Below are 26829 nucleotides of genomic sequence, written 5' to 3' on the forward strand. Positions count from 1 at the left end.
TCCAACTTCTTGAACGAATGGAGGGCCTCTCCACATGGACCTTTCCGTCATCGATTGCTTCGTGAAGGTTGCCGACGCGCGCTCCATCTCGGCCGCAGCGCGACTGCATCGCCTGCCTAAATCCACGCTGAGCCACAGGATCAGGCAGCTGGAAGACGAGTTCGGCGTCGAGCTCTTCGTGCGCGAGGGGCACAACCTGCACGTCACAGACGCCGGCTCCGAATTGCTGCGCCATGCCAGGCGTATCCAGGCAAGCTGCGACGACGCCGCGACCGCGATGGCCGAGATGCGCCAGGAGGTTGCGGGCACGCTGCGCGTCGGCTCCACCGGCGAATTCGGCACCACGATCACGTCGGAGCTGCTCTACGCCTTCCGCCAGCAATACCCCCAGGTTGCGCTCGACGTGATGTTCCTGACTTCGCGTCAGCCTTTCACCGATGTCACGGAAATGGCACTGGACGGCATCTTCCACTGGGGCGAACCGTCGGACGTCGACTATATCAGCCGGCGGCTGGCAACGGCCTCATACGGCCTTTATGCAAGCCCGGCCTATCTGGCCCGCCACGGCACGCCGCAGACGCCTGACGATCTTGCGACCCATCGCGGCCTGATCTTCCGCCAGCCGACCCGGCCGCAATCCTGGTATCTCGCAAAAGACGAACGCTCGGAGGTGGATGTCCTGCCCCCCGTCACCTGCACGGCCAACGACTACTGGACGCTCAAATACTTTGCCGTGGCCGGCGAAGGTGTAGCCTATCTCCCCGGCTTCTTCGTCGAGACCGAGTGCCAGAGCGATCTCCTGGTTCCCGTATTGCCGCAATGGCGTTCGCCCGAGACGGCGATCAACCTCATCTATTCGCGAAGGCGGCACGTTTCCCGCCGTTTCAAGGCATTCGTGGAGTTCTGCGTCGAGTTCTATCGTGGGCGGGAGAACAAGCGCATTCCAAGGTACTATGTGGAGAAGGTGGGGTAAGACAAACTACGTCGAATGCAGCAGTCACGACATGTTGAGGCACCGTCTCCGTTGTGACTTTTTTGAATGACAGCCGAGGAAATCTCGGCATGTTCTAGGCCGCGGCATCTTATTAGAGCCTGCGGCATATTGGCGACAGCGCGTTACCACACGCGCGCTCGGTTCTTTCTCTAGTACATCCGCGCCATATCAAGCTATAATGCCTCTGGCTTTCCTGCGGGGACGGTGTCTCCGGGATCGCCGGAGGAAGCGAGGATGGCCATTGCGCTTGTGCTCGTTCTGGTCGTAGTTGGCTCAGTTCTTTTCCATGTGCTGAGCCCCTGGTGGTCGACGCCGATAGCTTCCAACTGGAGCTATATCGACAATACTCTTGTCATAACTTTCTGGATCACCGGAACTGTCTTCACTGCAGTTGTGCTGTTCATGGCCTATTGCGTCTACCGTTTCCGCCACAAGGAAGGGGCCAAGGCGGACTACGCGCCTGAAAACCGGAAACTTGAATCCTGGCTGACGATCGTTACGGCAGTTGGCGTGGCAGCGTTGCTGGCGCCTGGGCTCGTCGTCTGGAGCCACTTCATCACCGTCCCCAAGGATGCCACCGAAGTGGAGGTCGTCGCCCAGCAATGGCAGTGGAACTTCCGCCTGCCGGGCGTTGACGGCAAGCTTGGCACATCGAACACCCGTCTGGTCAGCGCCGACAACCCGCTCGGCATCAATCCCGACGACCCAGACAACAAGAACAACATCATCGTTATCGCAGCAGACCTGCATCTGCCGATCGGCAAGCCGGTCAATATGGTGATGCGCTCGATCGACGTTCTGCATGATTTCTACGTGCCGGAGTTCCGCGCCCGCATGGACCTGGTGCCCGGCATGGTCACCCATTTCTGGTTTACGCCGACCAGGACCGGAACATTCGAAGTGCTGTGCGCCAAGCTTTGCGGTGTCGGCCACGCCTTCATGCGCGGTGTCGTGAAGGTAGATACCGAGCAGGACTACCAGGCATGGCTGCAACAACAGCAAACCTTTGCCCAGATGACCGCCGCCGCGCAGAAGACCGGGGCGCTCGAGCACCCGGCAGGATCGACAAACGAGGTGGCGGCAAAGGCGAACTAGCCGTGTCGGCCGAGAGGCGGCCGCGCCGGAAGCAGGATCGCGACAACGAAGAGGTGTTCAATGACCGATGTCACGCCTCAGGAAGCAGAGTTCATCCCGCCCGCAGAAGTGGCCGAGGTCGAACTCTACCATCCTCACAGCTGGTGGACGAAATACGTATTCTCGCAGGACGCGAAGGTCATAGCGATACAGTACGCCAGCACGGCCATGGCCATCGGCTTTGTCGCGCTTGTCCTGTCCTGGCTGATGCGGCTCAAGCTCGGTTTTCCGGACACTTTCTCCTTCATCACGCCTGACGCCTATTACCAGTTCATGACCATGCACGGCATGATCATGGTCATCTACCTGCTCACCGCGCTGTTCCTCGGCGGCTTCGGCAACTACCTGATCCCGCTGATGGTCGGCGCGCGCGACATGGTGTTCCCCTATGTCAACATGCTGAGCTACTGGATCTATCTGCTGGCGGTGCTGGTTCTGGTCGGCAGCTTCTTCGCTCCCGGCGGACCTACCGGTGCGGGCTGGACGCTCTATCCACCGCAGGCCATCACCTCGGGCACGCCGGGCGGGCAAAGCTGGGGCATCATATTGATGCTGATTTCGCTGATCCTGTTCATCATAGGCTTCACCATGGGCGGGCTCAACTATGTGGTGACCGTGCTGCAGGGGCGCACGCGCGGCATGACATTGATGCGCCTGCCGCTGACGGTGTGGGGCATCTTCACCGCGACCGTCATGGCGCTGCTCGCCTTCCCGGCCCTGTTCGTGGCCTGCGTCATGATGCTGTTCGACCGGCTGATAGGCTCGAGCTTCTTCATGCCCGCGGTCGTCGACATGGGCACGCCGCTGGACCATAACGGCGGCAGCCCGCTGCTCTGGCAGCACCTGTTCTGGTTCTTCGGGCATCCAGAAGTCTACATCGTCGCGCTGCCCGCTTTCGGCATCGTTTCCGACCTCATTGCCACCCATGCGCGCAAGAACATCTTCGGCTACCGCATGATGGTGTGGGCGATCATCATCATCGGCGCGCTCAGCTTCGTCGTCTGGGCGCACCACATGTATGTCAGCGGCATGTACCCCTATTTCGGCTTCTTCTTCGCCACCACCACGCTGATCATCGCGGTGCCTACGGCGATCAAGGTCTACAACTGGGTTCTCACGCTGTGGCGGGGCAACATCCACCTGACCTTGCCGATGCTGTTTGCCCTCGCCTTCATCGTCACCTTCGTCAATGGCGGGCTGAGCGGCCTGTTCCTGGGCAATGTCGTGGTCGACGTGCCGCTGTCGGATACGATGTTCGTGGTGGCGCATTTCCACATGGTGATGGGCGTCGGACCGGTCCTGGTCGTTTTCGGGGCGATCTATCACTGGTATCCGAAGATCACCGGCCGAATGCTCAATGAGACGCTCGGCCGGATACACTTCTGGGTCACATTTATCGGCACCTACCTGATCTTCTTCCCAATGCACTACATCGGCCTGATCGGCATTCCACGCCGCTATCCCGAGCTTGGCGACACGGCCTTCATTCCGCCGTCGGTGTACACGCTGAACGAGTTCATCACCGTGGCCGCGCTGGTGGTCGGCGCCGCGCAACTGGTGTTCCTGTTCAACCTCTTCTGGAGCCTGCGCTACGGCAAGGAGGCCGGCGACAACCCCTGGCGGGCGACGACGCTTGAATGGCAGACGGCAGGCACGCCTCCGCCGCATGGCAATTTTGGCAAGGAGCTGCCGGTTGTCTATCGCTGGGCCTATGACTACAGCGTGCCCGGCGCGCCGGAGGACTTCATTCCGCAGAACGATCCCCGCCCGCTGACCCAAGGCGGGCCGGCATGACCGCGATCCTCATTTTCCTCGCCGCCATACTCGCCATTGTCGGCTGGTGGTTGTCGCGCCAGAGGCTGATGTCAAAACCCTGGCTCGAGGCGGGGCCCGTCACGGCCTTTCCGGAAACAGAAGCACCCGACACGCACCCGGCAAAGATCGGGCTCGGCGTATTTATCGCCGTGGTCAGTGCATTGTTTGCGCTGCTGATCGGCGCCTATCTCATGCGCATGGCCTATGCCGATTGGCAGGCGCCGCCGATGCCGCGCCTGCTTTGGCTCAACACCGGCACGCTGATACTGGCGAGCTTTGCGATGCAATGCGCGGTGGTTGCCGCCCATAGAGGCGAGCTCGACAATCTCCGGCTTGCCCTGCTCACTGCCGGCCTGACCTCGATCGCCTTCCTGGCCGGGCAGTTGCTGGCATGGCAGGACCTCGCCGCGCAGGGCTATTTCGTCACCGAAAATGCCGCGGTCACTTTCTTTTATCTGCTGACGGCGATGCACGGCCTGCACGTCATTGGAGGGCTGGTGGCACTGGGCCGGACCAACATCCGCGCGTGGCAAAGCGAAGGGACCGCGGGGCTCGTTCTGTCCACCGAACTGTGCGCGGCCTACTGGCACGCCCTGCTCGTCATCTGGCTGATACTGTTTGCCGTGCTCATGGGCTGGGCGAGCAATTTCATCGACATTTGCCATCGGCTGCTGAGCTAGAAGGAGACGTGGGATGGTCGACACAACGCCTGAACATGCCCCCCACACCGCGTCGCGGCCGCCGGGGCTGCGCGGCATAGCCGCCGACTGGGCGTCGGACCAGCGGGCGTTCAAGAACGTCTCCTGGGGGAAGGCCATGATCTGGATCTTCCTGCTCAGTGACACCTTCATCTTCGGCTGCTTCCTGCTCGGCTATATGACGGTCCGCATGTCGACCACGGTGCCGTGGCCGAATACCGCCGAGATCTTTGCGCTGCATATCGGCGGTCATTCCGTGCCGCTTCTTCTGATCGCCATCATGACCTTCGTGCTCATCTCCTCGAGCGGCACGATGGCGATGGCGGTCAATTTCGGTTACCGCAAGGACCGCCGGAAGACCGCGGCGCTGATGCTTGCAACCGCAGCCCTCGGGGCGACCTTCGTGGGCATGCAGGCCTTCGAATGGACCGAGCTGATCATGAAAGGCGTTCGGCCCTGGGCAAACCCGTTCGGCGCGGCGCAGTTCGGCCCGGCCTTTTTCATGATCACCGGTTTTCACGGCACGCACGTCACCATCGGCGTGATCTTCCTTTTGATCATCGCGCGAAAGGTGCTGCGCGGCGACTTCGATCGCGGCACGCCGGGGTTTTTCACCAGCCGTCGTGGCCGCTACGAAAACGTAGAGATCATGGGGCTCTACTGGCACTTCGTCGATCTGGTTTGGGTGTTCATTTTCGCGTTCTTCTATCTTTGGTGAGGTGGAGCGATGGCACAGGCAGAGGCGCAAGATCAGGGGCTTCAGGCACAGGTGGCTCACGCACCGACGGCAGCGCACGCCGACGAACAGCAGCATCCGATCAAGCTCTATCTCGTCGTCTGGGGCTGGCTGTTCATATTGAGCACCTGCTCCTACCTGGTCGACTACTTCAACCTGCAGGGCTATCTGCGCTGGGCGCTGATCGTCACCCTGATGCTGCTGAAGGCCGGACTGATCGTCGCGATCTTCATGCACATGGCGTGGGAGCGGTTGGCACTTGCCTATGCGATTCTGGTGCCACCGCTTCTGATGATGGTTTTCCTGGTCATCATGGCGCTGGAGTCCGACTACACCTGGCTGACCCGGATTCTGTCGTTCAGCCCGGTGCAATAGCTGCCAGCCAAAGCCGTTATCCGGTCAAACCTGAACCGGGAGCGCTTCCTGGCGGCTGGCGATCGCAACGATCCAGTTGCGAAGCTCCGACCCCAGCGGCTTTTGCAACGCCGAGCGATCCCAGGCGAGAAAATAAGGAAAAGGCAGCCGCATCGGCAGGTTGAAGGGCACCACCAGGCGCCCCGAGGCAATGTCTTCAGCCGCCATGGACAATTGCGCCAGCACGAAGCCGCGGCCATTGATTGCTGCATCAATGGCCGCGCTCGACAACGAGAAGGCCACCTCCCCTGCCGCCCGGCGGTATTTTTCGCCAATGCTTGCCGCCCATTCGGCCCACGCCGGCGGCGAGCGGTGGTCTTTCGCCCATTCGATGCCGAGCAGCGGGCGATCCAGTATGTCGGCGGGCCTGCGCAGCGGCTGCCGTTCCAGCAATGCGGGCGAACAGGCGGGAACCACCCAGTCCGTGAAGAGCTCCGTATAGTGGGCGTAGTCGCGGATCTTGGTGCCGTAGGAGATGCGGAAATCGACCTGCTCTTCACCGAGTTGCGGTTCGACTTCGGCGCCGATCAGCCGTACGGTCGCGCCGGTATGGCGTGCTTGCCAATCGAAAAGCTGCGGCGCCAGCCATTTGCTGGCGAGCGAAGGCAAGCACGAAATGGTGAGCGCTCCCTCGGACCGCGCACGCTCCAGCGCCTCCTGCGCACCCCTGATATGATCGAAGCCGACCGAAATGTCGGCGTGATACATGCGCCCCCAGGACGTCAGCTTCACGGTCCGACCGCGCCGCTCCAGCAATTGCAGGCCGAGCGCCTCCTCCGCCTTGCGAATCTGCTGGCTGACCGCACCGGGCGAGACGCCGAGCTCCTCCGCCGCACCCGTCACGCTGCCAAGCCGGCCGAAAGCCTCGAAAGCTTGTATTGCGCGCAAGGGAGGCGATTTCGTCATGACATTCCAAACTGATTTGCTTTAGTTTTTCTAAAATAGAACGCAGGTGCAAGCCCTTTTTGCGCGGCCGCCGCGACATTAGCCTTTCCCCACTTAGACCAGGTCTCGAGGGAGGAAGCGGCCATGTATCTGAGGAATTGCTGGTACGTTGCCGCGTGGGACCACGAGGTCGGCCAAAACGAGCTGAAGCCCGTGAAGCTATTGGGCGAGGAGATCGTCCTCTACCGCAAGTCGGACGGCGTCGTGGCCGCGCTCGAGGACGCCTGCCCGCACCGCAAGCTTCCGCTGTCGATGGGCCGCATCAAGGGCGACAATGTCGAGTGCGGCTATCATGGGCTGACCTTCGACTGCACCGGCGCTTGCACCCGCGTTCCCGGCGCCGAGAAGATCCCGCATGTGGCGCAAGTGCGCAGCTATCCAATTGCCGAGCGCTACGGCCTGCTCTGGATCTGGATGGGCGACGCCGCGAAGGCAGATCCGGCGAAGATCTTCGAAGTCGAGCATTGGGGCGACCCGGCTTGGGGCGTCAATCGCGGCGAGTCGATGCTGCTCGAATGCAATTACCTCTACATGACCGACAATCTGCTCGACCCATCGCATGTGGCCTGGGTCCACCAGAGTTCCTTCGGCAATGCTGCGGCCGGGGAAGCCCCGCTCGAAACCACGGTCGGCGAGGACGGCGTCACCGTCTGGCGCTGGATGATCGACGTCGAGCCCGCTCCGTTCTACGCGCCCTACCTCAAATTCTCCGGCAATTGCGACCGCAAGCAGCACTATGAGGTGCGCTACCCCAGCGCCGCCATCATCAAGGCGATCTTCGTGCCGGCCAACACCGGCGGCGAAGGCAAGCCCCGCCATAAAGATGTCTTCCTCATGGACAGCTACAACTTCATGACGCCGGTCGATGAGAGCCACACCAGATACTACTGGTTCCAGATGCGCAATTTCGCGCCCGACGACGAGGAGGTCTCGCGCCAGTTCGCCAAGTCGGTGCGTGGCGCCTTCGACGAGGACCGTGTCGTACTCAATGCCGTGCAGAAGGGCATGGCCAACATGCGCACGCCCAATCTCGACCTGAAGATCGACGTCGGCCCGCTCCGCTTCCGCCGCAGCCTGGCCAAACTGATTGCAGCCGAAGAACAGCAGCTGGCGGCCGCCGAATGAACGCCTTCGCCACGCCGGCCAGCGCAAGCAAAAGCCGGTTTCGTGAGCTGAAGGTTGTGACGAAGGTGCGCGAAAGCAGCATCATCACGTCCTTTCACCTCGAACCGGTCGAGCCGGAAGGCTGGCGCCCCTTCGAAGCCGGACAGTTTCTCGTGTTCCGGTTTCCGGTGCGGGAAGGCAAGGATTTCGTTCTGCGGAATTACAGCGTCTCCAGCTCGCCGGAGCGCAAGGGCAGCTACCGCATCACGGTTAAGCGCGAGGCGGCGCCGCGTGCCGACGTGCCCGGCGGCGTCAGCTCCTGCCATCTGCACGACCACGTCGAGGTTGGCGATGTGCTTACGGCTGAAGGGCCGCGCGGCGACTTCGTGCTCGACCGGCAAAGCAGCCGTCCCGTCGTTCTGCTCAGCGGTGGCGTCGGACTGACGCCGCTTGTCTCGATGCTGCATGCGCTCGCAGGTACCCAGCGCCGCGTATTCTTCATCCACGCCTGCGAGAATGGCGAGGTGCACGCACTACGTGATGAGGTCGAGGCGCTGGCAGCATCGCGGCCAGGGATGGCGGTGCATTTCTGCTACCGTTTTCCGACGGACGCGGATCGAGCCGCCGGATGCCACCACAGCGAGGGCGTTATCACGCGCGAGTTGCTGCAAAGCTTGCTGCCGCTCGACGACTACGACTTCTATCTGTGCGGCCCTTCGCCTTTCATGCAGGCCGTGCACGGCATACTGCGCGGGTTGGGTGTTCCGAGACAGCGCATTTCCTACGAGTTCTTCGGTCCGGCGACCCTGCTGGAAGCGCCGGCCGAGCCAGCGCCGGTTCAAACGCCGCCCCTGGCACCGGCGGCGGTTCTGGACGGGGCAATGACGGTGGAATTCCGCAAATCCGGCCGCAAGGGCGTGTGGAATCCGGCAGCAGAGTCGCTCCTCGCCTTCGCCGAGGATCAGGGTCTCGAGCCCGAATTCAGCTGCCGTGCCGGCGTCTGCGGCACCTGCAAGTCAAAACTGCTCGCCGGCGAAGTCGCCTATTTCGAAGAGCCGCTCGACGATCTCGCCCCAGGCGAGGTGCTGTTGTGCTGCTCCAAGCCGCAAGGGCCGATCGTCTTGGACATATGACGGTCTGCACGCAACACGAGCTCCAGGCAGAAACCCAGAGAACGGAAGCATTGGCGTGGACAAATCGGTCGATGAAGCTTCGAAGCACGGGCTTGCGTTCAATCCGCATGTCGCCGCCCTGCCGCCTTACAATGCCGGCATGAGCATTGCGGTCGCGCGGTCGATCTCCAGCCGCGACGACATCGCCCGCCTCGCCAGCAACGAAAACCCTGATGGCTGCTCGCCGGCGATTCTAGTTGCCCTCGCCTCGCCCGGCTTGGAGCCTTGGCGCTATGCCGATCCCGCCTGCACCGCGTTGCGTGCTGCGCTTGGCCGCAAACTGGATGTGGCACCCGACACCATCGTCGTCGGCAACGGCTCCGAGGAAATGATCGCCGCGATATCACGCGCCATGCTGGTGCCGGGATCGTCCGTCGTCACCGTGGTCCCGAGCTTCGGCCTGCATGAGATCGAACCACTGGCGCAGGGTGCGAAGGTCACCAAGGTGGCGATGACGGAAGATCTGGGCTTCGACCTCGACGCCCTTGAAAAGGCAATTGCCGCCGCTCCGCAAATCGTCTTCCTGTCGTCGCCGTGGAACCCGGTCGGGCCGGCGCTCGACAGGCCATCCTTGGAGCGGCTGGTCGCGGCGGTCAGGCCGGGCACGCTGTTCGTGCTCGACGAGGCCTATTTCGAGTTCGCCGATGCCAGCTGCCCGAACGGGCTGGAGGTGTTGCGCTCAAGCGGCATTGCCTTCGCCTTGCTGCGCACCTTCTCCAAGGCCTATGGACTCGCCGGTCTGCGCGTCGGCTATGCCGTCTGCTCGCATCCCGAGCTGGCGCGGGTGATCGCCGCCGCCAAGACGCCCTTCAACGTCAATGCCGCCGCCCAGGCGGCGGCCCTCGCCGCCCTCGGCGATGAGGCATGGATGCAGGCATCGGTGGCCCGGCTGCGGACCGAGCGCGGGCGAGTCGCAGCGGCCCTCGAAGCGCTTGGCTTCAAGGTCGCCCCCTCCCAGACCAACTTCCTGTTCTTCGATTGCGGCGGGGACAGCTCCGCCCTTGCAGCCAAGCTCCTGCAGGAGGGAATCATCGTCAAAGCGTGGCGCGAGAGCGGAAACGAGCGATACCTGCGTGTGACCATCGGAACGCCCGCCGAGAACGACCGCCTGATCTTTGCGCTCAGGAGGGTGACACCCCGATGAAACGCACACTGCGCGCCTTTTCCCTGCACGATCACGCCTCGCTGCTGCGGGCGTTGTGTGCCCTCAACGCATCCACGAAATCGGGAAAGGTGTCGGCCCTTGCTTCACTGCCTGCCGACGACCGCAACCAGCGCGGAGCCGAAGCCCATGCGTGACGTGTCCGCCCCCCGGTCCTACTCCGTGGGCTTTGCCGAGCTCAGGCAAAGGTTTCGCAATGCCGCCGAGAGGGCCGGCGCGGAACTGACCGAATATGTACATCCGCTCCATGGCCCGGCCGGCGAAGTCCTCGCCACCGACGTCGCCTTCATCGGTCGCCGCAACGCACCCAAGCTGATGGTGCTTGTCTCTGGCACCCACGGCGTCGAGGGCCAGTTCGGTTCAGCCTGCCAAACGGCCTGGCTCGAAGAGAACACGCCTTGTCGACTGCCGGAGGACACCGCGGTCCTCGCGATCCACCTCATCAATCCCTGGGGGACGGCGTGGTCGCGGCGGGTCAACGAGGACAATGTCGACCTCAACCGCAATTTCGTCGACTGGCAGGCCGGCACGCCGAAAAACGAGAAATATGCGAGCCTGCACGAGGCGCTTGTCTGCCGCGAATGGGAAGGCCCGGTCCGCATCAAGGCCGACGAGACATTCGCCGAAGCCAAACGGAAGCTCGGCGGTCATGCCGGGCTGGCACCGATCGTCGAGGCCGGCCAATATGAGTTTCCGGACGGGCTGTTCTACGGCGGTTCCGGGCCTGTGTGGTCGAACCGTACGCTGCACGCAATCCTCGAGAGCTTTGCCGGACACGCCCGCCATGTCGTCGTCTTCGACCTTCATACGGGAGCCGGGCCCTACGGCTATCCGGCACTGCTTTCGGTCGGCGAAAGCGAGCACCCGGGGCTGGCCTGGGGCCAGTCGATCTTCGGCCCCGCCCTTTCGGTCGTGCTCACCGGCACGGACGCCACCACCGATACCGGAATTGCCGCCACCGCTACCGGCTACGTCTCGGCGGCGGTCCGCAAGGCGATGCCCAACGCGCACGTCCTGCCTTTGGTGATCGAATGCGGCACGCTCGACGGCACCGCCGTCATGGACGCCGTGCAGGCAGACAACTGGCTGCATCTATACGGCAAGGTCGACTCCGCGCTCGGCCAGCGCATCAAGGCGACTTTGCGCGCGGCCTTCATACCTGAGGACCCGGACTGGCAATGGAATTGCCTGGCGACCAGCCTGCGCTATTTCGACCGGGCGCTGAGCGACCTCAAGGCGGTCGACGCAGCGACGGACGGGAAACAGCCAGCGCAGCGGGATGTGCCGGTCGCACCGATCGTCCAAGCCGAACCGGCACCGACGCGGTCGATCCCGGCCATCGAAGTTGTCGATCTGCACAAGCGTTTCGGCCAGCTTGAAGTGCTGAGCGGGGTCGGCCTGTCGGCGAGTGCCGGTGAGGTCGTGTCCATGATCGGCTCGTCCGGTTCAGGCAAAAGCACATTCCTGCGCTGCATAAACCTGCTCGAACAGCCGAACGACGGGCGCATCATCGTCGACGGCGAAGAGATTAGGATGAAACGAACCCCGGACGGCGGTGCGCTGCCGGCCGACATGCGCCAGGTCGAGCGCATTCGCGCCCGCGTCGGCATGGTGTTCCAGAGCTTCAATCTCTGGCCGCACATGACCGTGCTTGAAAACATCATCGAAGCGCCGGTGCATGTGCTCAAGGAGCACCGCGACGAGGCGGTCGACCGCGCCCACGCTCTGCTGAAGAAGGTCGGGCTTTCCGAGAAACACGGCCAATATCCGGGCCAGTTGTCAGGCGGCCAGCAGCAGCGCGCGGCCATCGCCCGCACGCTCGCCATGCGGCCGAAGGTCATTTTGCTCGACGAGCCGACATCGGCCCTCGATCCCGAACTCGTGGGCGAAGTGCTGCGCGTCATCCGCCAGCTCGCGGAGGAAGGCAACACCATGATCCTCGTGACGCACGAAATGCAGTTCGCGCGCGAGGTGTCCCACAAGATCCTCTTCCTGCACCGCGGCAAGGTGGAGGAGGAGGGAGCGCCTGCGGAGATGTTCGCCAATCCACGGTCCGAACGTCTGCGTCAGTTCCTGGCAAGGACGTTGTGAGGCGCAGCCAAGAAGCAAACGGGCCAATGGCCCGATGCAAACCAATAAAGTTCAACAAAGGGGAACATATAAATGAAACTAAAGGTATTTTCGCTGCTCGCCTTCCTCGCCGCAGGCGTCAGCGGCTCGCTCGCTGCGGAAGGCGAACTCTCCATCGGCACCGAGGGAGCCTATCCGCCCTGGAGCATGTCCGACGCCGCAGGCAACGTCACCGGCTTCGATGCCGATGTCGGCGCCCTGCTCTGCGCCAAGCTCGACAAGAAATGCCACTTCGTGGTGCAAGCCTTCGACGGGCTGATCCCCGCGCTGAAGGCCAAGCGCTTCGACGTCATCATTTCCGGCATGTCGATCACGGCAGACCGCAAGAAGGAGATCAATTTCTCCGTCGGTTACGCTGAACTGGCCAACATGTTCGTGGCACCCAAGGATTCCGACCTCGTCGGCATCAAGGACATCGACACGCTGCTTAAGTCGCTCGACGGCAAGAAGGTCGGCGTCCAGGCCGGCACCACCCATGCGCACTTCCTAGAAAAGCGCGTGCCCGGCGCTGACCTCAGAACCTACGACACTCTCGACCAGATGCAGATCGACCTGGCTACCGGCCGCATCGATACGGCCTTTGCGGATCTGTCGGCGCTGCAGGACTTCCTCGCCAAGCCGGATGGCCAGAACTTCCAGCTCGTGGATGTGAAGATCCAGAGCACCTTCGATCCGTCGCTCGGCGAAGGCATCGGCGTCGGCATCGCGCAGGACAACACGGCACTCAAGGCCGATATCGATAAGGCGCTGTGCGAACTCGTTGCCGATGGCTCGATCGGCAAGGCGAGCGAGAAGTGGTTCAAGTCAGACATTTCTCTTCCCTGCCACTGAACACCTGACCTGGGCGATCGCCTGCGCGGACGCGCCGGCGAGCGCCTGACCGGCTTCGGGCGGCGGCGTGCCGCCCAAGCCACACAAGCATCAAACAGACTTGGGCAGTTCCGATGGAATTCGGTCTCTTGCAGGTATGGGAAGGCGGCTGGGTAGGCGCCATCATGCGTGGAGCGGCGATCACCGTTGCGGTGGCCGTCGCCAGCATGCTGGGCGGCTTCGTCGTCGGCGTCGTCTGCGGTCTCATCAAATGGGGTCGCGTCCGCCCGCTGACCTATCTGGTGGACGGCTATACCGCCGTTGTGCGCGGCGTGCCGGAGCTTCTCATCATCTATCTCTTGTTCTTCAGCTCGGTCGAGTTCGTCACCAGGGTAGCGACGGCCTTTGGCTACGCGGGGTTCGCCGAAAGCGGCTATGCCTTCGTGATCGCCGTAATCGCCATCGGCGCTATTTCCGGCGCCTATTCCACAGAGGTGGTGCGCGGTGCCCTCGCTGCGGTTCCGCGCGGGCACATCGAGGCTGCACGCGCGCTCGGCATTCCGGGCTTGCGCATCTTCCGACGCATCATCCTGCCGCAGATGCTGCGCATCGCCATCCCCGGCATGAACAACGTCTGGCAGGTTACCATCAAGGACACCGCGCTGGTCTCGGTCGTCGGGCTCCAGGAGCTGATGCGGACAGCGTTTGTCGGCTCCAACACGACCCGCCATCCGTTCATCTTCTATCTCATTGCAGCCGTGGTCTATCTCGCGATCACGCTGGTCAGCCAAGCCGGCATCGACCAGGCCGAACGCCTGCTCAGGCTCCGTTCAAGGAAGTAGCCCGATGGATATCGAACTCTTCTGGCAGGCGGTTCCGGTCCTGCTCAAAGGCTTGAAGATCACCGCGATCCTCACCTTCCTTTCGGTGCTGATCGGCTTCAATCTCGGCCTTGGGCTGGCCATCATGCGGCTGTCGTCGAACCGGATCGTCTCCGGCTTTGCCAAGGGCTACAGCACCGTGTTCCGTGGTACGCCGCTTCTGGTGCAGATATTCCTGCTCTATTACGGTCTGGGGCAGCTCTCCTTCATCAAGGACAACGCCGCCCTGTGGTGGGTGGTCAGCGACGGCGCCCGCTGCGCGGTTCTGGCACTGGCGCTGAACACTGCCGCCTACACCTCGGAAATCCTGCGCGGCGGCCTGATGTCGGTGCCGGCGGGCCTTGTCGAGGCAGCACAGGCCTGCGGCATGTCGCGTGCCCTGCGTTTCCGCCGCATCGAGTTTCCGCTCGCCATCCGCCAGGCGCTGCCTGCTTACGGCAATGAGCTCATCTTGACGGTGAAAGGTACCAGCCTGGCTTCGACGATTACCGTGCTGGAAGTGACCGGCTACGCCAAGCGGCTGATGAGCCAGACCTATGCGGTCTTCGAGATCTTCGCCATTGCCGGCGTGCTCTATCTGGCGACCAACCTGGTGTTGATCACCCTGATCCGCGGTCTTGAGCGCCACCTGACGCGCTACCAGGCTCGCTAGAACTGCAGTTCGCGCATTCTGCGATTGCGGTGCCAGCCACAATCACTTCGGCAGGGCCCTTTGCTCTCATTGGCCGCGCCCAAATAGCGCCTGAAATTCGCAGGATTAGTCCGCGTCCGCAGCTCCGACCCTTCATGGCGGCGGCTCGAGCGTGAAACCGATTTGACCTGCCCGAACCACGATCTGAGGCATTCGGCTTCGCATCGGGTATGACCTCCACAGCCAATTCGTGGTGAAAAAGCTAAATGAAGTCGGAAACGGGAGCCTCAGCCTCTCCAAGGAACCGACGGCAACTGGTATTGCAGGTGTAGAAAACCAGATTCAGTCAGGCCATGCTAAAACGCTTTTCCATCTTTGCTGGCGGCTCCACCATTGGCGCGGCGATCGATTACGTGGTGACGCTGGCCGCGACCAGTTGGTTGAAACTTGATCCGGCCTTGGCACTGGGGCTGGCGATGATCATCAGTGCATCGGTCGTGTTCTTCTTCCACGACCGCGTCACTTTCCGGGGCGCAACGAGCAACGTCGTCCGGCGATACGTCATGTTCATGGGCTGGAGCGGCCTGATCTACATCCTGCGTGCTTTTCTGCTGAAGGCGTTCCTGTATATAGGCCTGCCCCTGGCGCTGGCGCTTCTTGTCGCAATCGGGTTGGCCTCGATCATTAATTTCGCCATTTCGTCGGCGGTGATTTTCGCAAAGAACCCATCATGACCGCAAAGACCCTCTGCATCATCATTCCGGTATACAACGAGGCCGAGGGCTTGCCGCATCTTCTCGATCGACTGAATTCGATCGCAGACCGGATTTCAGCCGAATTTCCTCTCGAGGTCGGCTACATCTTCATCGACGACGGCAGCAGCGATGACAGCTTTGCCCTGCTGAAGGGCCATGATTTCGGCGCGCGACCCGTTCGGCTTCTGCAGTTTTCGCGCAATTTCGGCAAAGAGGCGGCACTGTCCGCGGGTATCGACGCCGCGGGTAGCGCCGATGCGGCGGTCCTGATGGACGCTGACCTCCAGCATCCGCCTGAAATGATCCTCGATTTCGTTCGCATCTGGCTGACCGCCGGGGTGGACAGCGTCTATGCCTACAAGGCAAGCCGCCGCTCATCGGAAGGATTTATGAAAGCCGCCTTTGCACGGCTGTTCTTCTGGACCATCAATCGTGATCTTCGCTACGAGATCCCGCCGGGTGCAGGCGATTTTCGCCTGATCAACCGTCGCTTCATGACCGCTCTGCGCAGCCTGCCCGAGAGCGACCGGTTCATGAAGGGTCTCTACGGCTGGGTCGGCTTTCGCCAGAGCGGCCTCCCGCTCGATCCGCCTCCGCGCACGAGCGGCAGGAGCAGCTTCAATCCGCTGCGCCTGTTGACGATGACGCTCGACGCGTTCACGAGCTTCACCACGACCCCGCTGCGTCTGATGGCTCTGGCGGGCATCGCCATTGCCATGCTCGCCATCGGATATGGCATCTATGTCGTGGTCCAGCATTTCTTCTTCCCAGGCGTCCCCACCGGGATCGCCTCGGTCCTGGCGCTGATCTCGTTCTTCGGCGGCATGCAGATGATATTTCTCGGCCTGTTGGGCGAGTATGTCGGCAAGGCCGTTTTGGAGGCCAAGAAGCGTCCCCCTTACATCCTGGCCGAAGACATAAGCCGCAAGGGGGAGCCTGGTGCGGATCGCGGATGATTTCGGACTGGGCCGCAGGCACGACAAGGTCATCCTCTCATTACTGGAGGCCGGACGGCTCGACAGCACGTCCGTCATGGTCAACGAAGGGATCGACCCCAGCGACATAGACCGATTGCGGGAACTGCGTGAAGCAGGTGTACAGGTCGGACTGCATCTGAACCTGACGCAGGCATTCCCCAAGCAGGGGCCGGTCTGGCCTCTGGCCACGCTGATGGGCGTTCGTTTGCCCGATGGCGTCGCTGCTTCGCTCGATCGGCAGGTGAATGAGTTCGTCGCGCTCTTCGGCAGCCTGCCCGACTATTACGACGGCCATCAGCACTGCCATAGCTTTCCGGCAATCTCGCCGCTGGTGACGCGTTTGCCATACGGACCCCAGACATGGGTGCGTGTGCCGCTGCCCGCCACCTGGGCGGGACGCTGGACCAATCTTCGAGCAGGCGGCGCCAAGGTATTGGCGATCATGGCGTTTGCGGCGCGCGCGCGAAAAGTTTTCGCCCGCGCGGGGCTGCGAATGAATGTCGACTTTTCAGGTTTTCTCCGCCTCGATGATCCGACGAAGGTTCGACTGTGGCTCCCCCGCCTGCTATCGGCGGCGGGACCGGACTGCCTGATGATGCTGCATCCGGGCGACGCCACAGATTTGATGCAATGCTCCGGCCATGCACCTGAAAGCCGTGCAGCCGAAACCGAAATCCTGATGGAAAGCGCAAAAGCATGACCAGAAATCGCGCCATCCTCTGGGGCTTGATCTTGCTGCTGGCGGTGCGACTGCTCGCTATGATCTGGGTGCCGCTGACCGACCCGACCGAGGCGCGCTATGCCGAGATCGCCCGCAAGATGGTCGAGACCGGCAACTGGATCACGCCGCAGTTCGATTATGGGGTTCCGTTCTGGGCCAAGCCGCCGCTCCACACATGGCTGTCCGCGGCGGGCATCCTGATCCTCGGCCCGACGGCGTTTGCCGCGCGACTGGGAATTCTGCTCTCGGCCGTCGCCACGCTGGCGATCCTGTGGCTTTGGGCATGCACTGTGACCGAACGCTGGATCGCCGCAGCCGCAGTGCTGATTGCCGCCAGCTCGGTGCTGTTTTTCGGCTCCGCGGCCTTCGTTCAGACCGATATGGTGCTGGCGCTCGGGGTCACTGCCTGCATGGCCGGTTTTTACGGCGGTTTGCAAGGAGACCGGCGCTGGGGGTGGCTGTTCTTCCTCGGGCTTGCCATCGGGCTTTTGGCAAAGGGACCTGTGGCGACCGTCCTGTCGCTCATGCCAATCACGGTATGGATGATATGGCGCGGCGGATGGAAAGACCTTTTGCGCTTGCCGTGGATTGGCGGCGTCGCCTTGGTCCTAGTGCTGGTCATCCCCTGGTACGTTGCGGCAGAGATCGCAACGCCGGGTTTCCTGAACTATTTCATCATCGGAGAGCACATCCAGCGCTTCCTGCAGCCTGGCTGGACAGGTGACCTTTACGGTGCAGGACGTGCCCATCCGAGGGGCACGATCTGGCTGTACTGGCTTGCGGCCACCCTGCCCTGGAGCCCGCTGCTGCCTGTGCTGATCTGGCGGCTGCGCAAGGGCATACCCGACGGCGGCAGCGGCGGGCTGTACCTCTACCTGTTCCTGTTTGCGCTTTCGCCGCTGGCGCTGTTCACCCTGGCGGCGAATGTGCTGTGGGCATATGTGCTGCCCGGCCTGCCGGCTGCCGCACTTCTGGCCGTGATGCTATGGGCCCGGACCGGCCCGGCGCGTGACTTCTGGCTGAAGATAGGTATAGCGGAAGTTGTGGTTGTCTCGGCCGGCATAGTGGTTGTCGCCGCGTTCGGCCTGGACCGTTCGGCCCTGCCTTCCGAAGCCCGCCTGATCAAGGCCTTCCCGGACTCGGGCCGTCTGGCCATCCTGGATTCGCGCAGCTTCTCGGCCGAGTTCTACACGCAGGGCAAGATCGCCAGGATGAAAACCCTGGAGACGCTGGCCCCCTGGCTTGCTCCTGGCGATGGCGTTCTGGTGCCCAAGGGGCAATATGACGGGTTCCTCGCCCGTTTCGGAGAAGCGGTCAAACCCATAGCCGAGGACCGAAAATATATGCTTTTCGTTCCGATACCGGCAGATCCGAAGACCTAGCGGAAGGCGGTCAGGCGCGGCCTGACACGACCTCGACCGGGCCGTGGTCGTCGCAATGATCGCCGTGTGGATGTTGAAGTCGCCCTTCAACGATGTAGTCGACATGATCGCCGTGCGGAACTGCCTCATGGCCGCAGCCGGGCCCGTGCACGTGGCCGGCAGCGCCGGAACATCTGTGCTCTGGTGAGCACCGGTCGGGATTGCGCTCGCTGACCTCGATCACATGCTCATCGTTGCTCTTTCCGTGCGGGTGCTCGAGATGCCCTTCGCGTAGATAGTCGACATGACCATGGTGGCGGATCGCGGTGTGGCCGCAGCCCGGTCCGTGCCGATGCGGCTCGGCATGAGAGGCTTGGTTTGGCATTGTTTTTCCCTTTGCGCTTGCCTGCTCGTCACGGTTCGCAGGGTCATTGAGGGGAATGGCGGCAAGTCCGCCTCGGGTCGCTGCTGGCTTGTCCGCTCCGGACAAAAGGCGACCAGAGGATATCTATCGCCCCCCCTCCAGCCGACAAGAGGCGCGCCTTGGGAAGAACTGTGCCGCACCGATCGATGGGCTAGTCCTTCGTGCTCCCCTCCCAGGTCGCATTGGCGATTTCGGGCCGGGTTTCCATATAGGAGGTAACGGCATCGATCTCCTCGGGATCGACAGCGGTGCTGACGAGCGTGGCGACGATCTCTACGCTGTCTCCGCTTCGATCGGTAATCTCGACGTCACCGACCGGATAATCGGCATCTTCTAGCCGCTCGACCAGAAGGTCGCGCATTTCCGGCATCGCGTCGCGGCTGGTAATGACCTTGACTTCATAGGTTGCTTCCGCTGCCTGTTCGTCGATCGGGATGCGGTTGATGACGTTGACCAGCGGCCGCAGCAAGGTGTTGCCGGCAAGGACGAACACCGTAAGCAGCGCTGCTTCGGCGAGCATGTCCGTTCCGGCACACGCACCCACTGCCGCCGAGCACCATAGGGTGGCGGCGGTGTTGAGGCCGCGGACATTCATGCCCTCCTTCATGATCACGCCGGCGCCGAGAAAGCCAATTCCCGAAACGACGTAGGAAATCACGCGAACGGCTTCGGCGGTCCCCGCGATGCGCTGCGCCAGATCCACGAAAGCCGCAGAGCCGACCGCCACCAGCACATTCGTGCGCAGGCCCGCCGTGCGTTGGCGATACTGACGCTCGGCGCCAATCAGCGTGCCGAGGATGAAGGCGGCAGTAAAGCTGACGGCAGTGTCGAGGAACGGGTAGAGCTCGAACGTATGGACGAATTGCATGAAAAGAGCTTCCCCAAAGGATGCTTAGCCGGAATTTCCGGGGCAGCTAACATGCGGCTGCCAACGGGAAGATGACAGGCCGATCTACCTGGGTGGTCGGGGACAAAGCCCGGTCGGAGGAGCGAGTCCGACTTTCAGTGAAACGCCGCAACCGCGGTGCCCGACCTGGGCGTCATGCACCACCGTTTGTCCCCCTCCGGATCATCGACGCAATCGCTCGCCATCGAGGAATCCGAGGTTTCAGCGTCCCGGCTGGTGGCCTTTGCCACGATGACAGGGACATTGATGCTGCGAGCCCGTAGGAGCATGTCAGTGGTATGCCTGCCGCCGGGAAATGCCAGGAGCATGTCCGGCCGGCTGTCTTCGAGCATGAACAGGTTGCGCCTGGTATCTGCCTGCTTGCCAAGAAGTGTCCAGTTGGCGGGATAGCGGATGACATGGACGTCGTTCTGCCGAGCCCATGCCTCTGCCGGCGTCCCGATCAGGGGCAAGCCGCCGTGGATAAGCACTGTGATTGGTCGGTGGGCGTGAAGACGGTTGAGTTCATCGAGAATGGTGGCGGTTTCGTCGAAATGCCGACCACCGCAAATCAGAAGACGCATGGTTTTGCTCCTCTTCAGATGTCAAATCGAATTTAGCCGCGGCCGCTGCGAAGCAGGCGCATGGCGGCCTGGTCGAGCCAGGACGAGCGGCGAACGAGGCGCCCGGCGTTGTGCCAGCTGACGACGCCCCAAATTGCGAGCCTGACCGAGACCTTGAGCAGCAGCGCGGAAAAGGCTCTGAGCAACCAGCTCGCGTAACGCAGCGCCTGCTCCTTCAGCCAAGCACCCGGCCGTCCCCGCCAGGAAGGCGGATGGCCGGAAAGCCGCGGATTCGACCTGCCCCGCCGGCGATTGACTGAAATGCATGGCGGCCAGCGGCGAATGGAGATGGGAAATGCCATGAGAATTCTCCTTCGGTCTCTTCCCCCCAGCCGTGCCGGCGGACCGGCCACGGCGCAGGGCATGATCCAAAACCCGGACGTGATGGGCGGCCCCGACGGGCCACCCATCCTGTCCGGCAGTGCTTAGAACCATTGGCCGAAGCGACGGATGTAGAACGACTTCATGGTCTGGGCGACGACGCAGTAGCCGAAGAGCGTCGCGACCAGCCAGGGGAAGTACTCCCACGGCAGCGGCTGCAATCCGACCATCGCGCCCAGCGGCGAGAAGGGGATGTAGATGCCGAGCGCGCAGATCAGCCCGGTCATCAGCATCACCGGCAGCGCCGCAGCGCTCTGGATGAACGGAATCTTCTGGGTGCGCAGCAGGTGCACCACCAGCGTCTGTGACAGCAGCCCCTCGATGAACCAGCCGGACTGGAACAGAGCCTGATGCTCGGCCGAGTTCGCACCGAAGACGTACCACATCAGCGCGAAGGTCGTGATGTCGAAGATCGACGACGTCGGCCCGATCCAGAGCATGAAGCGACCGATGTTCCGTGCGTCCCACTTGCGCGGCTTTGCCAGGAACTCCTTGTCCATGCGGTCCCACGGCAGGGAAAGCTGCGAGATGTCGTACATCAGGTTCTGGATGAGCAGGTGGATCGCCAGCATCGGCAGGAACGGAATGAAGGCGCTTGCCACCAGCACCGAGAACACGTTGCCGAAGTTCGAGCTGGCGGTCATGTTCAGGTACTTCATGATGTTGCCGAAGGTCTCGCGTCCCTTGATGACGCCCTCCTCCAGCACCATCAGGCTCTTCTCCAGGAGGATGATGTCAGCCGATTCCTTGGCGATGTCCGTCCCGCTGTCGACGGAGATGCCGACATCGGCGTCGCGCAGGGCGGGTGCATCGTTGATGCCGTCGCCCAGGAAACCGACCGTATGGCCGTTGGCCTGCAGGGCCTTAAGCACGCGCGACTTCTGCAGCGGCGTCAGCTTGGCAAAGATCGTCCTTTCCTCGACGGCGACGCACAGCGCGGCATCGTCCATCTGCTCGATCTCCCGGCCCAGGACAGGAATACCCGGCTCAAGCCCCACCTCGCGGCAGATCTTGGTGGTGACGACCTCGTTGTCGCCGGTCAGGACCTTCACCGCCACACCATGTTCGGCAAGTGCTGCGATGGCGGGGCCGGCCGTCTCCTTGGGCGGATCGAGGAAGGTGAGGAAGCCCTGGATGACCAGCTCCTTCTCGTCGCTGATGCCATAACGAGCCTTGGACTGGACGCCGGGGATCTCGCGCGTGGCCACGACCAGGACGCGGAAACCGTCGGCGTTGTAGGCGCGTGCCATGGCCGCCAGCCTCTTGCGCTCGGCATCGTCCAGATCGCGGGTCACATCCCCTTCCCGCACGCGGTTCGAAATTGACAGCATTTCCTCGACGGCGCCCTTGCAGACGAGCAGATGGTCGCCCTTGTCGCCCTCGACCACCACCGAAAGCCGGCGGCGCACGAAGTCGAACGGCAACTCATCGACCTTGCGATAGGCCGACGCCAAGCGAAGCGTCTCCGGCGCCTGTTCGGCAAAGCGGACGACGGCCTGGTCCATCAGGTTCTTCACGCCGCTCTGATGATGGCTGTTCACCCAGGCCAGCCGCAGGACGCTGTCGTCGCGATCGCCGCGGGCGTTGACGTGATGCTCGAGGATGATCTTGTCCTGGGTGAGCGTGCCCGTCTTGTCGGTGCACAGCACGTCCATGGCACCAAAATTCTGAATTGCGTTGAGACGCTTCACCACCACCTTGCGACGCGCCATCGCCACCGCGCCCTTGGCGAGGTTGGACGAGACGATCATTGGCAGCATTTCGGGCGTCAGACCCACGGCGACCGCCAGCGCAAAGAGCAAGGCATCCATCCAGTCGCCCTTGGTGAAGCCGTTGACCAGCAGCACGATGGGCACCATGACCAGCATGAAGCGGATGAGCAGCCAGCTGACGCTGTTGACGCCGCGGTCGAAAGCCGTCTCGGCGCGCGAGCCGACGATCGCCTTGGCGAGCGAGCCGAAATAGGTGCGTGCGCCGGTGGCGACGACGATGGCCGTCGCCGTGCCACTGACCACGTTCGTGCCCATGAAGCAGACATTCGGCAGATCCAGCAGATCCATCTGGTCGCCAGCGACGACATTGGCCGACTTCTCGGAGACGGCGCTGAGCGCGTCGTATTTCTCGACGGGCAGAGCCTCGCCGGTCAACGCTGCCTGGCTGACGAAAAGGTCCCGCGAGTCGAGCAGTCGGATGTCGGCCGGAATCATGTCGCCAGCAGAAAGCCGGACGATATCGCCGACCACGATCTGCGACATCGGCACTTCCAGCACGGCCGGCTGCGAAGCCGAGCTGGCACGGCGCAGAACCGTTGCCGTGGTGCGCACCATGGCTTTCAGCGCCTCGGCCGCCTTGCCCGAGCGATATTCCTGCCAGAAGCGCAGCAGACCGCTGAGGATCACCATGGTGACGATGATCGTAACGCCGGTGTAATCAGGATCCTCGCCATCGCGAAGCGGCAGTATGATGTCGGTGATGGAGCTGACCGCCGCCAGCGTTAGCAAGACGGCAATGAAAGGGTTCTTGAAGGCCAGCAGGAGTTGAACAAGCGCATGCGGCCGCTTGTCGTGCGCAACCTGGTTCGGGCCTTGCTCTGCGAGGCGGATACCTGCCTCTGCCGTCGTCAGGCCCTTGAGGCTTCCTTTGACGCTGGCGAGCGTCGTGTCGACGCTGTTACGGGCTTCCTTGACCGCCCGCATCGAAAGTTTTCTGTTGTCTTTCCGCTCAGTGCTGAGAGCGGAGTCCTTGATCATGACATTCATCGTCTTGTCCTCCTGCCGTGCAACAGCGGCAGAGGCACAAGACTTCGGTCACCCCAAGCGAGGGCGCAGAAACCCGTGCCGAGCCGTCATGTTCACGGTCGGTTTGTTATGAATTGCGTTGAAATCGATTGCCCGCTGCACCCTGCCATCGCTGAAGGGCACAGCGGGCCTACTAGGATAGTCGTCCATGATGTTGCTCCCTCGGCTTGGGCATCGCCCGCCCTTGCGAATGAAATGGAGGCACAACTGTCCGTCGAAAGCTCACTATGCGAGCGGGAATCGATGCGGATGATTGGCCGGAAATGGAAATCTGGAACGGAAGGTCATGCGACGGGCTGCTTTAGGCAGCCGCGTATTCGCTCAACTTCGCTCTGGAAACAGGCGTGACAGAAGCCGCCCCGAAGCGGGGTCGAAATGCCAGGTCAGATAATGGCTGCGCGTGAAGCCGCCGCTTGCATAGATCGGCGTGCCGCGAACGCGGGAGGTCCAGACAAGCTTGCCCGGTCGAGTGGCAGCCCGTCGCTCCGTGCGTATCGGACGGACGCGAGCGCCAAGAAGCTTTGCGAATATGAAGTTCATAACTCACCTCACCGATCGGACCACTGCCGACCGAGGGCGAGCAACGAAGGAACTAGGCCCGAACGTCGCCCATCCGAAGGATCGGATTGAGTCCTGTCTCGTCAATCATTTCTGACGCCCGGTCTGCCGCGTTGCGGGCAGTCCAGGCGCAGCTAGAGCTGCTGTCCATCGTTTGCTTCGTTTCTTGAAAAATGACTCGACCAAGCCGAGCTTTTTGGAATTGGATCACTTCTTGATCCTTGTCAACCCGCAAGCGCCTGCCAGCCGAATTAACAATGCCTAGAGCATTTTGCAGCCAGACGGAATCGTCTGGCGTCGCAAAAATGCGGCTAAGAAACGGCTAGAGCGGCGGAATAGCATTCGTCAGAATGCCCGTCGCTCTAGCCGGCGGGCTTCAGGCCCGCCACCGTGCATATCGTTCCGAGAGCGGCCTATTTGACACTGCCGACATATTCATCCGGGCGTTCCTTGATCGACACCCAGCGCCCGGTATGGAGTTCCGACTGGCGCTTGAGGTACTCGTAGTCGGTATCCGTCCACAGCAGGATTCGCGGCTCGAGATTGTCGAGGATGAAGTCGCCAAGATCAGTCGTGACGGTCAGGATGGCATGGCCCTCCCCGTTCTGCAGCCGAACAACGGTGATCAGGAGATCGTTCACCGGTATGCCGCGCTCGAGCAGGAGCCGGCGCTTTTCCAGCACCATGTCGTCGCAGTCGCCTTCGCCCTTAACCGGATAGCCCCAATATTCCTCCTGGCCCCACACTTCCATGTCGGTCTTGGGGATGATGGTCGTGTTGACGTGATTGTTGACGTCCACCAGCGTTTTCCACACGCTTCTGGTCAACTCCAGCGGACGAGCATGAGCGGTGCGGATGGCGCACTCGGCAGGAAGACGCTGACAAAACTCATAATGCCCGATCGGCTGCGACGTGTATCCGCCCGTCGGCATGAACAACTGCTTGGCATTCGCCTGGCCCGCCAGGCAGGCCGCAAAAATTATTACTAACGAAATGAAAAGATTGATCTTATTGTTTTGCATGATGCCGTCCCTAAGTGACGACACCATTGCATGCGGCGATTTCGGTCAGGCAAAATCGCGAAGCTACATTTGACCTAAAAACTGCTCAATTTTTTAACGAATTCCCATTGTCGGCAAATCGATCTGTGCCGGCCATAATTCCGCTAAAGCCGGCTTTTACGGCTGAAATCCCACGTTTCGACGAGTGGCATCCACCGCTTGATTGAGCGAAACGCGGACGCCAAATTAGTTGGTCGATTAATGAATTGTTGAGCATCCGGTGACGATCATCGCCGGAGCCTTGGGAAACCGCGCTGCCAAAGACATGCTACAACTCGACAACGATCTCTTCCTGCTCCTGAACGCGGGACCGAACCCCAGCGCAATCGTGGCTGGGCTGGCGCTTTTCGCCACCAAGTTCCTGATGCTGCTGATTCCGATCTACCTCGTTTGGCTGTGGGTAAGCGGCGGGCGTCGGAACCGGTTGACCGCAATAGCCCTGTGCGTCGCGCTCGGGATCGCCATAGTCATGAGCTTCATGATCGGCTTGGTCGCTTTCCGGCCCCGGCCCTTCATGGTCGGCCTCGGCAATGCCTTGGTCGAGCATCGACCCAACTCTTCCTTCCCCAGCAATCATGGACTCGCATTTGCCGTCTGTGCGGTTTTGCTCTTCATGGTGCGGCGCAAGGGAGCTGCCTGGTCGGCAGCCGCAGTGGGCGTCATCGTCGCCTGGTCGCGAATCTATATCGGCGTCCACTACCCGTTCGACATGGTGGGCTCCATCGTCGTCGGCACGATCGCGGCCATGGCCTCGCTCTGGATCATGGATAGATATGGCGCCCCGTTGCTGATGCTCGCCGAGCGCGCGCAAGACCTAGTCCTGGCGCGATTTGCCAAGGCATAGGCCAGCCGAGCCGGATCGGCTGCCCGGTGCTGGCAGGAGACCTTGCGGAAGGACTCTCTGGCCCGCCTCTCACACCTGTCCTGACGGCAACACCTCTAGTTTAGAATTGATCTAAACTACTGTTTTTACTTGACTCATCGCCGGCAAACGAGGAAAAGCTGCATAAACCTGACCGTTTGAGGCAGGTATTGAACCGCCTCAGACCACCGAGGCGAAGCCTCGAACACGAAGAAGCTGACCCACTCCAATAGCGAGCATGCCGATGAGAATCTCGATCAACAGGGGCGCACTCATTCTCCCCCTCCTCATGCTTGGTTCCGGCACCGCTCTGGCGAAGGAAATTCCGGTGGGAAAGCCACAAACCGTTTCCGGCATGGAAATCGGCGCGGTCTATCTGCAGCCGATTGAGATGGAACCGGAAGGCATGATGCGGGCCGCCAAGGATTCGGACGTCCATCTGGAAGCGGATATCAAGGCCGCCAAGGACAACACCAACGGCTTCGCAGAGGGCGACTGGATCCCTTACCTCGTGGTTTCCTACGAGCTGACCCATCTCGACAACGGCCAGACGCAGAAGGGCGACTTCATGCCGATGGTCGCCAATGACGGCCCCCACTATGGCGACAACGTCAAGCTCGATGGCCCCGGCAAGTACAAGCTCAAGCTGACGATCTCGGCGCCTTCGGCCAATGCGCACGCGCATTTCGGCCGCCATGTCGACAAGGAAACGGGCGTTGGCGAATGGTTCCAGCCGTTCACCGTCGATTACGACTTCGTCTATGCCGGAACGGGCAAGAAGGGCGCCTACTGATAT

At 62.0% G+C, this 26829-nt stretch carries 28 protein-coding genes; 21 read left to right on the forward strand and 7 right to left on the reverse strand.

Annotation, left to right across the window (positions count from 1 at the left end):
• The first annotated feature begins 34 nt into the window (after positions 1-34).
• The 6 genes from M2281_RS27590 to M2281_RS27615 all read left to right on the forward strand — a co-directional run bounded on the left by M2281_RS27590 (position 35) and on the right by M2281_RS27615 (position 5752).
• Complete coding sequence (locus tag M2281_RS27590; protein ID WP_280824408.1) at positions 35-973, forward strand: LysR substrate-binding domain-containing protein; 939 nt, start codon at positions 35-37, stop codon at positions 971-973.
• Between the two features lie 255 nt (positions 974-1228).
• Positions 1229-2089 carry a cytochrome c oxidase subunit II gene (locus M2281_RS27595; protein ID WP_280824409.1) on the forward strand — a complete coding sequence of 287 codons (861 nt, stop codon included), beginning with the start codon at positions 1229-1231 and terminating at the stop codon, positions 2087-2089.
• A 60-nt stretch (positions 2090-2149) separates the two neighbouring features.
• Positions 2150-3922 carry a cbb3-type cytochrome c oxidase subunit I gene (locus M2281_RS27600; protein ID WP_280824410.1) on the forward strand — a complete coding sequence of 591 codons (1773 nt, stop codon included), beginning with the start codon at positions 2150-2152 and terminating at the stop codon, positions 3920-3922.
• Entirely contained in the window at positions 3919-4623 is a 705-nt protein-coding gene (locus M2281_RS27605) for a cytochrome c oxidase subunit 3 (RefSeq protein ID WP_280824411.1), read from the forward strand. Before M2281_RS27600 ends, M2281_RS27605 begins: the two co-directional genes overlap by 4 nt.
• A gap of 13 nt (positions 4624-4636) precedes the next feature.
• A complete protein-coding gene (locus M2281_RS27610; RefSeq protein ID WP_280824412.1) occupies positions 4637-5359 on the forward strand; it encodes a heme-copper oxidase subunit III family protein in 723 nt (240 codons plus the stop codon).
• 9 nt (positions 5360-5368) lie between these two features.
• The gene (locus tag M2281_RS27615) at positions 5369-5752 is read left to right on the forward strand and encodes a cytochrome C oxidase subunit IV family protein (protein ID WP_280824413.1); all 384 of its coding nucleotides are present in this window, start codon (positions 5369-5371) and stop codon (positions 5750-5752) included.
• Positions 5753-5776: 24 nt separating this feature from the next.
• Here the strand turns inward: M2281_RS27615 and M2281_RS27620 are convergent, their stop codons facing one another.
• Positions 5777-6697: a LysR substrate-binding domain-containing protein gene (locus M2281_RS27620; protein ID WP_280824414.1), complete on the reverse strand. Its 921-nt coding sequence runs from the start codon at positions 6695-6697 to the stop codon at positions 5777-5779.
• A 123-nt stretch (positions 6698-6820) separates the two neighbouring features.
• On the opposite strand from M2281_RS27620, the gene M2281_RS27625 reads away from it, so the two are divergent.
• The 12 genes from M2281_RS27625 to M2281_RS27680 all read left to right on the forward strand — a co-directional run bounded on the left by M2281_RS27625 (position 6821) and on the right by M2281_RS27680 (position 18461).
• The gene (locus tag M2281_RS27625) at positions 6821-7861 is read left to right on the forward strand and encodes an aromatic ring-hydroxylating dioxygenase subunit alpha (RefSeq protein ID WP_280824415.1); all 1041 of its coding nucleotides are present in this window, start codon (positions 6821-6823) and stop codon (positions 7859-7861) included.
• On the forward strand, positions 7858-8973 hold the full coding sequence (locus M2281_RS27630) for a 2Fe-2S iron-sulfur cluster-binding protein (protein ID WP_280824416.1): 1116 nt from the start codon (positions 7858-7860) through the stop codon (positions 8971-8973). The genes M2281_RS27625 and M2281_RS27630 overlap by 4 nt, the downstream gene beginning before the upstream one ends.
• Positions 8974-9028: 55 nt before the next feature.
• Positions 9029-10156, forward strand: coding sequence for a histidinol-phosphate transaminase (hisC, locus tag M2281_RS27635; protein ID WP_280824417.1), 1128 nt, complete (start codon positions 9029-9031; stop codon positions 10154-10156).
• The gene (locus tag M2281_RS27640; protein ID WP_280824418.1) at positions 10153-10311 is read left to right on the forward strand and encodes a hypothetical protein; all 159 of its coding nucleotides are present in this window, start codon (positions 10153-10155) and stop codon (positions 10309-10311) included. The genes hisC and M2281_RS27640 overlap by 4 nt, the downstream gene beginning before the upstream one ends.
• Complete coding sequence (locus M2281_RS27645) at positions 10304-12265, forward strand: DUF2817 domain-containing protein (protein WP_280824419.1); 1962 nt, start codon at positions 10304-10306, stop codon at positions 12263-12265. The genes M2281_RS27640 and M2281_RS27645 overlap by 8 nt, the downstream gene beginning before the upstream one ends.
• Before the next feature lie 72 nt (positions 12266-12337).
• Entirely contained in the window at positions 12338-13135 is a 798-nt protein-coding gene (locus M2281_RS27650; RefSeq protein WP_280824420.1) for a transporter substrate-binding domain-containing protein, read from the forward strand.
• 113 nt (positions 13136-13248) lie between these two features.
• Positions 13249-13956: an ABC transporter permease gene (locus tag M2281_RS27655; RefSeq protein ID WP_280824421.1), complete on the forward strand. Its 708-nt coding sequence runs from the start codon at positions 13249-13251 to the stop codon at positions 13954-13956.
• 4 nt (positions 13957-13960) lie between these two features.
• The gene (locus M2281_RS27660) at positions 13961-14647 is read left to right on the forward strand and encodes an ABC transporter permease (protein ID WP_280824422.1); all 687 of its coding nucleotides are present in this window, start codon (positions 13961-13963) and stop codon (positions 14645-14647) included.
• 332 nt (positions 14648-14979) lie between these two features.
• Entirely contained in the window at positions 14980-15360 is a 381-nt protein-coding gene (locus tag M2281_RS27665; protein ID WP_280824423.1) for a GtrA family protein, read from the forward strand.
• Positions 15357-16337, forward strand: coding sequence for a glycosyltransferase family 2 protein (locus tag M2281_RS27670; RefSeq protein ID WP_280824424.1), 981 nt, complete (start codon positions 15357-15359; stop codon positions 16335-16337). Before M2281_RS27665 ends, M2281_RS27670 begins: the two co-directional genes overlap by 4 nt.
• Positions 16318-17058 (forward strand): ChbG/HpnK family deacetylase, encoded by a 741-nt coding sequence (locus tag M2281_RS27675; protein WP_280824455.1) that lies wholly within the window; start codon positions 16318-16320, stop codon positions 17056-17058. The genes M2281_RS27670 and M2281_RS27675 overlap by 20 nt, the downstream gene beginning before the upstream one ends.
• Positions 17055-18461: an ArnT family glycosyltransferase gene (locus M2281_RS27680; RefSeq protein ID WP_280824425.1), complete on the forward strand. Its 1407-nt coding sequence runs from the start codon at positions 17055-17057 to the stop codon at positions 18459-18461. Before M2281_RS27675 ends, M2281_RS27680 begins: the two co-directional genes overlap by 4 nt.
• Positions 18462-18471: 10 nt before the next feature.
• On the opposite strand, the gene M2281_RS27685 is transcribed toward M2281_RS27680, so the two are convergent.
• From M2281_RS27685 to M2281_RS27700, 4 genes are all read right to left on the reverse strand, one after another.
• Entirely contained in the window at positions 18472-18825 is a 354-nt protein-coding gene (locus M2281_RS27685) for a hypothetical protein (RefSeq protein ID WP_280824426.1), read from the reverse strand.
• A 190-nt stretch (positions 18826-19015) separates the two neighbouring features.
• Entirely contained in the window at positions 19016-19732 is a 717-nt protein-coding gene (locus M2281_RS27690) for an MgtC/SapB family protein (RefSeq protein WP_280824427.1), read from the reverse strand.
• Positions 19733-19866: 134 nt separating this feature from the next.
• Positions 19867-20334 carry a DUF2493 domain-containing protein gene (locus tag M2281_RS27695; protein WP_280824428.1) on the reverse strand — a complete coding sequence of 156 codons (468 nt, stop codon included), beginning with the start codon at positions 20332-20334 and terminating at the stop codon, positions 19867-19869.
• A gap of 32 nt (positions 20335-20366) precedes the next feature.
• Positions 20367-20675: a hypothetical protein gene (locus M2281_RS27700; RefSeq protein ID WP_280824429.1), complete on the reverse strand. Its 309-nt coding sequence runs from the start codon at positions 20673-20675 to the stop codon at positions 20367-20369.
• Here M2281_RS27700 and M2281_RS27705 point away from each other — a divergent pair.
• Complete coding sequence (locus M2281_RS27705) at positions 20674-20802, forward strand: hypothetical protein (protein ID WP_280824430.1); 129 nt, start codon at positions 20674-20676, stop codon at positions 20800-20802. The genes M2281_RS27700 and M2281_RS27705 overlap by 2 nt on opposite strands.
• On the opposite strand, the gene mgtA is transcribed toward M2281_RS27705, so the two are convergent.
• On the reverse strand, positions 20799-23513 hold the full coding sequence (mgtA, locus tag M2281_RS27710; protein WP_280824431.1) for a magnesium-translocating P-type ATPase: 2715 nt from the start codon (positions 23511-23513) through the stop codon (positions 20799-20801). The genes M2281_RS27705 and mgtA overlap by 4 nt on opposite strands.
• Before the next feature lie 1010 nt (positions 23514-24523).
• Positions 24524-25132 carry a transglutaminase-like cysteine peptidase gene (locus M2281_RS27715; protein WP_280824432.1) on the reverse strand — a complete coding sequence of 203 codons (609 nt, stop codon included), beginning with the start codon at positions 25130-25132 and terminating at the stop codon, positions 24524-24526.
• 259 nt (positions 25133-25391) lie between these two features.
• Between M2281_RS27715 and M2281_RS27720 the strand changes: the two genes are divergently transcribed.
• Both M2281_RS27720 and M2281_RS27725 read left to right on the forward strand, forming a co-directional pair.
• On the forward strand, positions 25392-26015 hold the full coding sequence (locus M2281_RS27720; protein WP_280824433.1) for an undecaprenyl-diphosphatase: 624 nt from the start codon (positions 25392-25394) through the stop codon (positions 26013-26015).
• A gap of 307 nt (positions 26016-26322) precedes the next feature.
• Entirely contained in the window at positions 26323-26826 is a 504-nt protein-coding gene (locus tag M2281_RS27725) for an iron transporter (RefSeq protein WP_425537817.1), read from the forward strand.
• Positions 26827-26829 lie beyond the last annotated feature (3 nt).

This window comes from Pseudaminobacter soli (ex Li et al. 2025), assembly GCF_029892515.1.
GTDB classification, from domain to species: Bacteria; Pseudomonadota; Alphaproteobacteria; order Rhizobiales; family Rhizobiaceae; genus Pseudaminobacter; species Pseudaminobacter soli_A.